This window comes from Mycobacteriales bacterium (assembly GCA_035995165.1).
Lineage (GTDB): Bacteria > Actinomycetota > Actinomycetes > Mycobacteriales > CADCTP01 > CADCTP01.
In genome coordinates this window covers 1-9,922 of sequence record DASYKU010000017.1, presented here as the reverse complement: position 1 = coordinate 9,922, position 9,922 = coordinate 1, and the positions used below count along the sequence as shown (strand labels likewise).

The 9,922-nt window shown below is 72.8% G+C and carries 14 protein-coding genes; 3 read left to right on the top strand and 11 right to left on the bottom strand.

Annotation, left to right across the window (positions count from 1 at the left end; translation table 11 throughout):
- Positions 1-277: hypothetical protein (locus tag VGP36_02750; protein HEV7653643.1), on the top strand; the 277-nt coding region annotated here is incomplete at its 5' end.
- Here the strand turns inward: VGP36_02750 and VGP36_02745 are convergent.
- The 7 genes from VGP36_02745 to VGP36_02715 form a co-directional block, all read right to left on the bottom strand.
- Positions 253-666 carry a PPOX class F420-dependent oxidoreductase gene (locus tag VGP36_02745; protein HEV7653642.1) on the bottom strand — a complete coding sequence of 138 codons (414 nt, stop codon included), beginning with the start codon at positions 664-666 and terminating at the stop codon, positions 253-255. The two genes, VGP36_02750 and VGP36_02745, sit on opposite strands and share 25 nt — an antisense overlap.
- 25 nt (positions 667-691) lie before the next feature.
- A complete protein-coding gene (locus VGP36_02740; GenBank protein ID HEV7653641.1) occupies positions 692-1,567 on the bottom strand; it encodes a PD-(D/E)XK nuclease family protein in 876 nt (291 codons plus the stop codon).
- A 2-nt stretch (positions 1,568-1,569) separates the two neighbouring features.
- Complete coding sequence (locus VGP36_02735) at positions 1,570-2,901, bottom strand: hypothetical protein (protein HEV7653640.1); 1,332 nt, start codon at positions 2,899-2,901, stop codon at positions 1,570-1,572.
- A gap of 95 nt (positions 2,902-2,996) precedes the next feature.
- On the bottom strand, positions 2,997-3,602 hold the full coding sequence (locus tag VGP36_02730; GenBank protein ID HEV7653639.1) for a MarC family protein: 606 nt from the start codon (positions 3,600-3,602) through the stop codon (positions 2,997-2,999).
- The gene (locus VGP36_02725; GenBank protein ID HEV7653638.1) at positions 3,602-4,465 is read right to left on the bottom strand and encodes a PHP domain-containing protein; all 864 of its coding nucleotides are present in this window, start codon (positions 4,463-4,465) and stop codon (positions 3,602-3,604) included. Before VGP36_02725 ends, VGP36_02730 begins: the two co-directional genes overlap by 1 nt.
- A 60-nt stretch (positions 4,466-4,525) precedes the next feature.
- On the bottom strand, positions 4,526-5,458 hold the full coding sequence (locus VGP36_02720; GenBank protein ID HEV7653637.1) for a PH domain-containing protein: 933 nt from the start codon (positions 5,456-5,458) through the stop codon (positions 4,526-4,528).
- A 6-nt stretch (positions 5,459-5,464) separates the two neighbouring features.
- On the bottom strand, positions 5,465-5,854 hold the full coding sequence (locus tag VGP36_02715; GenBank protein ID HEV7653636.1) for a hypothetical protein: 390 nt from the start codon (positions 5,852-5,854) through the stop codon (positions 5,465-5,467).
- 331 nt (positions 5,855-6,185) lie between these two features.
- Here VGP36_02715 and VGP36_02710 point away from each other — a divergent pair, with 331 nt between their 5' ends.
- Positions 6,186-6,593: an NUDIX domain-containing protein gene (locus tag VGP36_02710; protein ID HEV7653635.1), complete on the top strand. Its 408-nt coding sequence runs from the start codon at positions 6,186-6,188 to the stop codon at positions 6,591-6,593.
- Between the two features lie 250 nt (positions 6,594-6,843).
- Positions 6,844-7,941: a magnesium and cobalt transport protein CorA gene (locus VGP36_02705; protein HEV7653634.1), complete on the top strand. Its 1,098-nt coding sequence runs from the start codon at positions 6,844-6,846 to the stop codon at positions 7,939-7,941.
- Between the two features lie 67 nt (positions 7,942-8,008).
- Here the strand turns inward: VGP36_02705 and VGP36_02700 are convergent, their stop codons facing one another.
- The 4 genes from VGP36_02700 to VGP36_02685 form a co-directional block, all read right to left on the bottom strand.
- Entirely contained in the window at positions 8,009-8,308 is a 300-nt protein-coding gene (locus VGP36_02700; protein ID HEV7653633.1) for a WXG100 family type VII secretion target, read from the bottom strand.
- A 55-nt stretch (positions 8,309-8,363) separates the two neighbouring features.
- Positions 8,364-8,660: a WXG100 family type VII secretion target gene (locus tag VGP36_02695; protein ID HEV7653632.1), complete on the bottom strand. Its 297-nt coding sequence runs from the start codon at positions 8,658-8,660 to the stop codon at positions 8,364-8,366.
- Between the two features lie 152 nt (positions 8,661-8,812).
- Positions 8,813-9,601, bottom strand: coding sequence for a tryptophan 2,3-dioxygenase family protein (locus VGP36_02690; protein ID HEV7653631.1), 789 nt, complete (start codon positions 9,599-9,601; stop codon positions 8,813-8,815).
- A 9-nt stretch (positions 9,602-9,610) separates the two neighbouring features.
- Positions 9,611-9,922 (bottom strand): aldehyde dehydrogenase family protein (locus VGP36_02685; GenBank protein HEV7653630.1); only part of this gene is annotated, 312 nt, incomplete at its 5' end.

Genomic DNA, 9,922 nt, shown 5'->3' with positions numbered 1-9,922 from the left:
CACCACGGTGCTCGACGGCGCCGACCCGGCGCTCTCCGGACCGGCCGGGACCGCCGGCGCCCGCGCCATCGGGACGCTGCTGGTGACCGGCGATGCCTCGACGGCGCTCGCCGGAGCGGGGGAGCGCCCCGGGGTGCGCTGGGCGTGGAGCGAGCTCGACGGCCCGGGCAGGCTGCTGCTGGCCGTCGGCGACCCCGGCCCGGTCACCGCGCTCCTCGACGCCGCGACTCCTGATCAGTCCGGCACGGTCGCTCAGCCGGGCAGCTGGAAGCCGTAGACGTGGTCGAGACGCAGGGTCAGCAGCACCCGCTGGTCGGCGACCATCGCCGCGCGGTAGTCGTCCCAGTCCGGGTGCTCACCGGCGATCGAGCGGTAGTAGTTCACCAGCGGCTCCATCGCGTCCGGCAGCGAGATGACCCGAACCGGCCCCTCGACCTGCACCCACTGCCCGAAGAACCGGTCGGTGAACCCGCAGAAGGCCCCGTACGGCCGGGCCCGCAGACTCTTGACCTTGTACGCGGTCTCCCGGCTGCTGATGACGACCTGCCCGTTCTCGTCGACGGTGGCGTCCACCGGCGACAGCTGGGCCTTGCCGTCCGCCCGCGTCACCGACAGCACCCCGTGATGGTGCTGCCGCAGGAACTCCAGGGCCTCGGGTACGTCCACGAACGATCCTCTCGCTGGTTGTCGGTCAGTCCTCGGCCGCGTCGGCACCGACCGGCACGGAGACCGGCTCGGCCAGCGCGGCCCACGGGGCCTGCTCGGCGGAGGCGGCCTGCCCGGCCGGGCAGTGCCGCCGGAAGTCGCACCAGCCGCACTGCCGCCCGGTGATCGGCGGGTACGCCGTGTCGACGTCCGCCCCGGCAGTGACCGCGGCGGCCGCGTTCTCGATGTCGTCGGCGGTGTCGGTGGCCCGGCCGATGTGCCGGGCCAGGGTGGCGTCGGTGTGCTCCCAGGCGGCGACCCGGCCGGTCGGCAGGTGATGCAGCTCGACCCGGTGACAGGGCCGGCGCAGCGTCCGGGCGGCGGCCAGCGCGTACACCGCCAGGGCGAGGGAGCCACGGGCGTCGTCGGTGTCCGGGACCCAGCGGCCGGTCTTGTAGTCGACGATGACCAGCTCGTCCTCGCGGGCGTCGATCCGGTCGACCCGGCCCGAGAGCGCCAGCCGGTCGGTCCGCACCGCGACACCGCGCTCGACCCCGACCGGCTCGTCGGCCGGGTCCAGCGTAGCCACGTACGTCTCGGCCCAGTCCCGGGCCCGGGCGCGCCAGGCCGCGGACTGCTCGGCGTCGGCGAACCCGTCGGAGATCCAGGCTCCGTCCACCAGGCGCCCGGCCGCGACCGGGGTCCGCCGCTCGTACGGCAGCAGCCACCAGTCCCGCAGCGCGTTGTGCACGGCCGCGCCGACGGAGTTGTGCGCCCACGGCGCACCCTTGGGCGGGGTCGGCCGGACCAGGTAGGTGAACCGGTAGCGGCGCGGGCAGGAGGTGAAGGCGCCCAGCCGGGACGGCGTCGCGGCGAACAGCCGGCGCGGCATCCCCTCGAAGCCGAGCTGTTCGGCTGCCACGGCTACCAGCTGCCTCCGCCCGAGTCGCCGCCGCCGCCACCCCAGTCGCCGCCGCCACCGCCGCCACCCCAGTCGCCGCCGCCACCGGTCCAGCCGGAGCCGCCACCGCCCCAGTCGCCGCCGCCGAACCCGCCGCCGTTGGCGCCGGAGTCCTGGGCGTTGTCCTGGCCGGCCTCGTAGCCCTGGTCGTAGCCGGTGCCGTACCCACCGCCGCCCCAGCCGCCGCCGAAGCCGCCGCCGAGCACCGAGCCGAGCAGCACGGTCTGCCAGAACGGGAACGAATACCACCCGCCGGGGTAGCCGCCCCCGCCGCCGTAGTAGTACGGAGCGCCCGGGGTGTACTCGGGGTAGCCCTGGTACGACTTACCGCCCGCCTCCACCTCGCGCGGCGCGGTGAGCTGCTCCCCGTAGGCCGGGGCGATCGGCGGCAGGTCCGGCCCCGGGTCGAGCCCGAGCTTCTTCCGCGCGGTCCGGGCCGCCTGCAGGCCCTCCAGCGCGGTCCGCCGGGCCACGTCGTATTCCTCGTGGGTGTCGGCCTGGGACAGCTGGGAGCCGGTCGCGGTGTAGCGCTCGGCCGCGTCGGCCAGCGCCTGCCGGACCACCGGGTCGTCGCCGTGCAGGTTCTGCACGTCCGCGCCGAGCCGGTCGTAGAGCGAGAGCACCTCGGCCCGGCGGCCCTCCAGCTCCTTGAGCCGGCGCCGCCGCCGGGACACCGCGAACGCACTGATGCCGCCGGCGCCGATCACGCCGACCGCGCCGATGCCGGCCACCCAGGGCCACGGGCTGCTGCCGCCGGAGTCGTCGGTGGCGTCGGTCGCGCCGGCCGCCGAGCTGGTCCGGCAGGCCTCGCTGCCGGAGACCGGCCGGGACTGCAGCCCGGTCACGAACGCCTGAACCGTCGTCGTCACGTTGTTGCTCGACTGCAGCTCCGCCTTGTTGGCGTCGACCGCGTCCTTGGCCACGGTGCTGGCCGAGCCGGCGCAGTAGGTCGAGGACGAGGCGTTGAAGAACTTGCCCGCGATCACGCCGACGGTCAGCGGCGAGTTGGGCGCCAGCGCCTTGCCGATCCGCTCCGAGGCGTCGAACGCCTTCGACTGCGAGCCGTAGTCGTCGGCATTCAACACCGCGATCTTGATCGGCTGGCTGCCGATGGCCTGGATCACCGCGGCCGTGTCGATGGCCGGCTGGGTGACGCCGGGCGCCACGTAGACCGAGGCGCTCTGCAGGCCCTTGACCGCATCGTCGACCCCGTCGGCGTGCGCGGCTGGGGCGCCGAGCAACAGCACCAGAGAGGTGCCCACGATGCCGGCGGCGACGGCGAGGATGCGGCTCACAGCAGCAACGGTAGCCCCCGCCGGGTAACGGACGAACCCGACATCCACAGGCCCGGCCGTTGTCCACAGATCATCGACCCGACCTGGCGGGCCGGTCAGCGAGCGGCTGCGATGAACCCCAGCACCGAGTTCGCCACCAACTGGACCGCGATCGCCGACAGCAGCAGGCCGGCGATCCGGCTGACCAGCACGATCCCGCTGTCCCGGATGACCCTGATGATGCCGCCGGAGAACCGGAGGGCGAGGAAGAGGACGACATGCACAGCCACGATGGCCAGCGCCAGGGCGAGGTAGTCCAGCCACCCGTCCGCCCGCCGGACGAACACGATGGTCGCCACGATCGCGCCCGGACCGGCCAGCAACGGCGTCCCCAGCGGGACCAACGCCACGTTCACGTCCTCGACCTGCTGCGGGTCCTCGCCGCGCCCGGTGAGCAGGTCCAGCGCGACGAGCAGCAGAAGCAATCCGCCCGCGCCCTGCAACGCCGGGATGCCGATCCCGAGGTAATCCAGGATCTGCTGCCCGAACAGCGCGAACGAGATGATCACGCCGAGCGACACCGAGACGGCCTGCCCGGCCGCCTTGGCCCGGGCCCGCATCGTGTAGCCGCCGGTCAGGCCGAGGAACACCGGGATCGTGCCGAGCGGGTCCATGATCACGAACAGGGTGACGAACGCCTCGCCGAAGAAGCGGACGTCCATCAGCCGACGACCGGGACGGATCCCGTGGCCATCGACACCAGCTTGTCGTACTGGTCGGACGCGGTGAGGCCGCCGCCGCCGACCCGGACCCGCTTGTTCGTGCCGTGATAGTCGCTGGAGCCGGTCACCAGCAGCCCCAGCTCGGCCGCGACCTCCCGCAGATGCTCACGGTCGGCCTCGGTGTGGTCGGGGTGGTCGACCTCGAGCCCGGCCAGCCCGGCGGCGGCCATCGCCCGGACCGCATCGTCGCCGACCACCCGGCCGCGCATCCGGGCCAGCGGGTGCGCGAACACCGGCACGCCCCCGGCCGCGAGCACCAGGGCGACCCCGGCCAGCGCGTCCAGGTCCTCCTTGGGCTCGTGGTAGGGCGAGCGCGAGCTCAGCAGCGTCGCGAACGCCTCGTCCACCGAGCCGACGATGCCGGTCTCGACCAGCGCGCGGGCGATGTGCGGGCGGCCCGCGGACGCGCCCTCGGCCAGCTGCGCGACCCGCTCCCACCGCACCGGTATGCCGCCCGCGGCCATCCGCTCGGTCATCCGCTGGGCCCGGCCGAGCCGGCTGGAGCGCAGCCGGTCCAGGGTCGCGGCCAGCTCCGGATGGGCCGGGTCGACCAGGTAGCCCAGCAGGTGCAGCTCGGTCGACCGGCTGCCGTCGGGCGGGTTCCAGCGGCAGGACAGCTCCAGCCCGGGCACCAGCGTCAGCCCGGGTGGCAGCGCGGCCACCGCCGGCGCCCAGCCGACCGTCGTGTCGTGGTCGGTCAGCGCGACCACGTCGAGGTCGGCGGCGCGCGCGGCGACGACCAGCTCGGCCGGCGAGTCGGTGCCGTCGGAGGCGGTCGAGTGGGTGTGGAGGTCGATAAGCATGCTGACCCGACGGTACCGGCCCAGCTCAGCGACCCGACCGTGCAGGGTGGGGGTGTCGGCTCAGTCGTCCGCGGGGTCGGGTCCCGGCGGCGGCTCGTCCCGGGGCCGGCGCGGCGGCGGCAGCGGCGAGTCCGGCTGGATGACCTCGCTGCGCCCGGTCTGGTCGCCGCGGCGGGGCTCGTGGATGCGCGGCAGCCGGGCCGTCGGGTCGGCCGGGCGCCGGGACTGCTCGTCCCAGTCCCGGTCGGCGAAGGAGTCCCCGTACGACGGGGGGCTATCCCAGCCGCCGTCGTCCCGCCAGCGCTCCGGGTCGTCCCGGTCGGCCAGCAGGGTGTCCCGGTCGGCCAGGATCGCGTCCAGCTGGGACGGTGCGGCCGCGGTGGGCGCGACCCGGTCGTCGACCGGCCGGTCGGTGCGGCGGCGGCTGAACCGGCGCCAGCGCCGCCGCGCGGCCCGGTCGGCCTCCTGCTCGGCCTCGCGCTGGGCCTGGGTGACCAGCGCGCCCGGGGAACCCTTGTCACCGCCGAAGAGCAGGTTGGAGATCTGCAGGTAGAGCTGCTCCGGGCGGGGCACGTAGTCGATCGTGGACAGCGCCTGGTCCTGGCCGGCGGACTCCACGATGAACTTGCCGTAGCCCAGCGCCAGCCCCGTCGAGGACCGGTAGAAGGTCAGGTCGGTGACCTTGACCAGCGGCATGATCGCCACGTTCCGGCTGAAGATGCCGGTCAGCAGCAGCAGCCGCTTGTCGGTCACCACGAGGACCTCGTGGTTCCAGTCCACGATCTTCCAGGCCCAGCGGGCCACCACGAAGATGCAGAAGTAGACCGCGACCATCTCCGCGAAGCCGACCGCGCTCAGCAGCCGGGCCAGCAGCACACCCACCACGAGCAGCAGGACCGTCTGCACGGTGTCACCGGCCAGCACCGCCCAGTGCCGGCGGATCTGGATCTCCGCGCGCTCCGTGGGCAGCAGGTATTTCGACGGATCGGCCACGAGCGGTTACCTGACCAGCGTGGTGCCGGTCGGCGCCATGCTCACCGCGTTGCGCAGCGAGGTGCCGATCGACGGCTGGAAGAGCAGCAGCGCGATGAGCAGCGTCAGCACGAGCGAGATGCCGAAGCCGCGGCCGTTGCGGGCGCCCGGGAACAGCAGCATCACGACGACGAACAGGATCAGCGCGATGACGAGGGCACGGCCGAGATTGCCGGCCGTGTTCACGTTCCCGCCGAGCCGGGAGATCTCGTCCCCCACCCAGCCGAGCACGGAGCGCGCGGCGTTGAGCACCGAGGTGCCCGCCTGCCGGCCGGTCCCGGTCTGCAGGCCCGAGATCACGGCGATGACCAGGATCGCGGCGAGCAGCGCGCCGCCTACCTTGTTCAGGGCGTTCACGTCAGCAAACCTCCGGACTGTGCCTGCGGCGTACGTCCCCGTCTGTAGCAAACAGCCTACGGTAAGTACGCAGCCTGGACCAGCGCCCGCGGGGACCCGGTCTCGGGAAGCGCTGACGCCGATCATGCCCGATCACCGGACGAGACCCAATCTCGCAGGTCGGCGCGCCGGAACGGGCATCCCGACCACGGTCCCCGCTCGATGTTCTGCCGTCAAGCTCTAGCTGAAGTCGAGCCCAACGCGTCGTCCTGATGGACGCTCTCGGTCACCATCGCGCCCCATCGTGTTCGTATGCTGCCGGCGTGCCCGCATCCGCCGGACCAGCGCCCTCGTGAGCGCGGTCAGGATCCCCTGCGCCGGGGCGATCGTGCACGACGACGCCGGCCGGCTGCTGCTCATCCGCCGCGGCCGGGAGCCCGGTCGCGGGCTGTGGTCGCTGCCGGGCGGCCGCTGCGAGCCCGGTGAGGACGCCGCCGCCGCCGCGGTCCGGGAGGCGTACGAGGAGACCGGGCTCGTCGTCACCGCCGGTGCGGTGGTCGGCCGGGTCGAGCGACCGGGCCCGGGCGGGGCCGTCTACGTCATCGACGACGTCGCCGGTGCGGTGGTCGGCGGCGAGCTGCGGGCCGGCGACGACGCCGCCGACGTCCGCTGGGTCGACGCCGCGGCGCTGGCCGCGCTCCCCGTCACCGACGGGCTGGTCGAGGCCCTCACCTATTGGGACGTATTGCCGCGCAACTGACCGTTCACGCCCCGTATCCGGGACACAGGTCGTTGCGGCGGGTACATTCGGCTGTCGGCCCGCCCGGCCCCGGACCCGAGGAGGTGACGCGGTGCGCAACGACCGCCCATGCAGTACCAGCCGCGTCCCGCATCCGGTTCCCGCCGGGCCGCGCGGCTGATCACCGCCGCCTGGAGCCCGACCGGACGACCCTGCCGCGGGGCGCGCGCCCCGAACCCTCCCCGCGCGCTCCCAGGAGTCCACCGTGTCGATGCTTCCCCACCTGCGCACCCCGCACCTGCGACCGCCGCGCCGGCTCGCCCGCGCCAACGGGCACGTCGTCGCGCCGCCGCCGCCGGTCCGGGCCGGCACCGTCGTGGACTGCGGCGTGTACGTCGACGGCATCCGCGCGCCCGGCCGCTGCGAGCCCGGCGTCATCGACGCGGTCCGCCGGGCCGGCGCGGGCTTCGTCTGGCTCGGCATGCACGACCCGGACGAGGCCGAGATGACCGACCTGGCCGAGCGCTTCGACCTGCACCCGCTGGCCGTCGAGGACGCGATCTACGCCGCCCATCAGCGCCCCAAGCTGGACCGCTACGAGGACACCCTGTTCGCCGTCCTGAAGACGGTCCGGTACGTGCACCCCGAGTCGCCGGCCGCTGACGTCGAGGTGGTCGAGACCGGCGAGATCTCCGTGTTCGTCGGGCGCGACTTCGTCATCACCGTGCGGCGCGGGGAGCCGCGCGGTCTGCAGGGGCTGCGCAAGGACCTGGAAGCGGACCCGGAGCGGCTGGCGCTGGGCCCGTCGGCGGTGCTGCACGCGATCATGGACCGGATCGTCGACGACTACGTCGGCGTCGCGAACAGCATGCAGCTGGACGTGGACGCGGTCGAGAGCGCGGTCTTCGGCGGGCCGGGCGGATCCAAGCGGGACGCCGAGCGGATCTACGTGCTCAAGCGCGAGGTGCTGGAGCTGCGCCGGGCGGTCGGGCCGCTGTCGGCGCCCCTGCGGACGCTGTCGGAGCGGCCGGTCCGGCTGGTGCACCCGGAGATCCGGGAGTACTTCCGCGACGTCGAGGACCACCTGGCCCAGGTCACCGAGCAGATCGGGGCCTTCGACGAGCTGCTGACCACGATCATCCAGGCCAACCTGGCCCAGGTGACGGTGGAGCAGAACGAGGACATGCGGCGGATCTCGGCCTGGGTCGCGATCCTGGCCATCCCGACCGCGGTGGCCGGGATCTACGGCATGAACTTCTCCCACATGCCCGAGCTGACGTGGAAGTACGGCTACCCGTTCACGCTGGCGCTGATCGCGGTCGCCTGTCTCGTCCTCTACCGCGGCTTCCGCCGCAACGGCTGGCTCTAGAACGGCAAGGGCCGGTCGCCGCGGGAGCGAGCGACCGGCCCTGAGCCGTACGAGTCAGGCGGGGAGATCAGCCGCCGGAGAAGGCGGAGCGGACCTCGTCCTCACGCTGCGCGTAGTTCTTGGCGGCCTGGTCGGTCGACTTGGAGAAGAAGTCGGTGGACTCCTTCACGTCCCGACCGGCCTTGTCGAGCTTCGAGTGCAGGTTGGCGGCCTCGTTCGCGGCCACACCGACCCAGTTCGAGCTCACGACGCTCTCGACCGCGTTCTTGAGGAAGGCCAGGTGGCCCTCGATGTTGCCGGCGCCGGTGGCGATGCGGGTCGCGTCGGCCTGCAGGGTCTCCGCCGTGACGTTGAAGCCGGAAGCCATGGTGTTCTCCTCCGAGAAATCCGAGAAATCCGAGAAAGACGAGTGAGGGGACGGGTCAGCTGCCCTGGAACATCGAGCCGATCTTGGTCTCGGCGTCGCCGTAGGCCTGGTTGGCCCGGCCGATCAGGCCACCGAACTGGCTGATCGCCTCCTGCACGTTCTTCTGCGCGGTCTCCAGCTGCTGGTAACGCACGCCGAACTGCTCCTGCGCGGCGCCCGACCAGTACGAGTGGGTGCCGTTGACCGTCCGCTTGATGTCCTCGATCTCGGTGAGGATCTTCTGCGCGGACGAGTTGACCTGGCTCTGAAGCTCCGAAAGGGAGTTGAAATCGACCTTGATCTGGCCGGGCATAGGGTGTGACCTCCATGATCGTCGCCCTCCCCGGGAGGAGCGCGTACCGGATGGCGCCCAGAGGATAAGCGCATTCGAGGCAGGATTGGAAGGGTTGGCGAAGAAAATCTTGTAAGCGGCTTATGTCCGGATGATGCGGCCGAGTCGGAGACTCAGAGCGCGGAGCGCAGGTCCCAGAGCTCGGGGTAGAACCGCAGGTCGAGCCGGCTGCGCAGGTAGGGCGCCCCGGTCGAGCCGCCGGTCCCGGACTTCGTGCCGATCTGCCGCTCGACCATGAGCACGTGCCGCGACCGCCAGCGCGCCCACATCGAGTCGTGCCGGACCAGCGCCTCGGCCAGATCCCAGAGCGGACCGTACGCGATCCGGTCCCGGGACACCGCGAGCAGGCCGTCCCGGCGCGACTCCGCGGTGGTCACGTCGAAGCCGGCCTTGGCCAGCAGCGCCAGCAGCCCGTCCCAGAGCGTCGGCTCGGCCAGCCGCCGGCGCATCCGGTCCCGCTCGGGCTCCGTCGCGTCGTGCAGCCGGTCCAGGTACGCCGGGTCCTTGGCCCCGGACAGGAACTCGATCTCCCGGAACTGCACCGACTGGAAGCCGCTGGCCGGCGCCAGCGACGCCCGGAAGGCCAGGAAGTCCTGCGGCGTCATCGTCTCCAGCACGTCGACCTGCTCGATCAGCACCCGCTCGACCGCGTGCGCCCGCTCCAGCCGCAGCCGGGGCGCGTAGTCCTCGCCGGCCAGCATCCGGTCCCGGGCGTCGCCGAGCTCGTGCAGCAGGAGCTTGAACCACAGCTCGTACACCTGGTGGATGACGATGAACAGCAGCTCGTCGTGGGCCGGCGGCTCGGCGACGGGGACCTGCTGCTCCAGCAGCGACGGGACGCGCAGGTAGCTGCCGTACGACAGCTTCCCGCCTTCCTCGCCGAACTGCCGGTCCCCCACCACCGGAGGACCTTATCCCTGGTGCGGGTAGCGCACCTCCGTCGGCGGGTTCAGCGTCTCCTTGATCGTGCGCGGCGAGACCCAGCGCTGCAGGTTGAGGATCGAGCCGGCCTTGTCGTTGGTGCCGCTGGCCCGGGCCCCGCCGAAGGGCTGCTGCCCGACCACGGCCCCGGTGGGCTTGTCGTTGACGTAGAAGTTGCCGGCCGAGAACCGCAGCGCCGCGTCGGCCTCGGCGATCGCGGCCCGGTCGGTGGAGAACACCGAGCCGGTCAACGCGTACGGCGCGACGTCGGCGGCCTGGGCCAGCATCCCGGCCCAGTCCGC